At 75.4% G+C, this 1284-nt stretch carries 1 protein-coding gene; it reads left to right on the forward strand.

Annotation, left to right across the window (positions count from 1 at the left end; translation table 11 throughout):
• The coding region (locus FRW57_RS21735) for a transcription antitermination factor NusB (protein ID WP_238999538.1) at positions 1-1284 on the forward strand (1284 nt) is incomplete at both ends.

Here is a 1284-nt window from a genome sequence, read left to right on the forward strand (position 1 = left end):
CCAGCAGTGGCACGGAGAGGGTCCGCGCCGGCCGCGCCGCTCGGGGGACCGCCGCGGAGGGCGGAGGGATGCTGCCGGCCGGCAGCGCCCGGAGCGGCGGCAGGGCGACCGTGAGCGCTCCGAGCAGCGGCCCTCGGAGAGGTCCCGGACCACGGATCCGGCGAGGCTGGCGGCATACACCGTCATGCGGGCGATCGCGGGCGGTGCCTACGCCAACCTCGAGTTGCCGAAGGAGCTGCGCGAGAAGGGGATCCGCGGGCGCGACGCCAACTTCGCGACCGAGCTCACCTACGGCGCAACACGGATGCGCGGCCTGTATGACGTCATCGTCGCCTCGGCCGCCGGCCGCCCGCTGGCGCAGATCGACGACAACGTGCTCGACACGCTGCGGCTCGGGGTGCACCAGCTGCTCGGCATGCGCGTGGACGCGCACGCAGCGGTCAACGAGACGGTGGGCCTCGCGCGGATGGTCAACGGTGCCGGGTCGAGCGGGTTCGTCAACGCGGTGCTGCGCCGGGTGAGCGAGCGGGCTCTGGACGAGTGGATCGGCCGAGTCGCGCCGGACGTCGGCCCAGGAGACACCGACGCCGAGCTGGCACGCCTCTCGGTGGTCACCAGCCACCCCGAGTGGATCGTGCGGGCCCTGCGGGCGGCGCTCCTCGGCCACGGCGCCGCGACCGCAGACAGCGTCGGGGGTGCGCTCAGGGCCCTGCTCGAGGCCGACAACGAGCCGGCCAAGGTCTCGTTGGTCGCCCGGCCCGGGCTGGCCTCGGTCGAGGAGCTGGTCCGCGCTGGCGCGAACGCCTCCCGGCTGTCGCCGGTCGGGGCGGTGCTCGAGTCGGGGATGCCCGGTGCGATCGACGCCGTCCGAGACACCCGGGCGGCCGTCCAGGACGAGGGTTCGCAGCTGGTCGCGCTGGCCCTGGCCGCGGCAGAGGTCTCGACCGGGCGCGGTCCCCGCCGGTGGCTCGACCTGTGCGCCGGTCCGGGTGGCAAGGCGGCTCTGCTGGCCGGGCTCGCCGCCCGCTCGGGCGCGACCCTGTATGCCAACGAGGTCAGCGAGCACCGGGCGGAGCTGGTGAACCAGACCCTCCGCGCCGCCACCGAGACGGACATCGAGGTGATGGTCGGGGTCGGCGACGGACGAGAGCTCGGCGCCGACGAGCCGGACACCTACGACCGGGTTCTGGTCGACGCCCCCTGCACCGGGCTGGGCGCGCTGCGCCGTCGGCCGGAGGCGCGCTGGCGTCGGCAGCCGTCCGACCTGGCCGCCCTGGCCAGCCT

The organism is Segeticoccus rhizosphaerae, assembly GCF_009192725.1.
Taxonomy (GTDB): Bacteria; Actinomycetota; Actinomycetes; order Actinomycetales; family Dermatophilaceae; genus Segeticoccus; species Segeticoccus rhizosphaerae.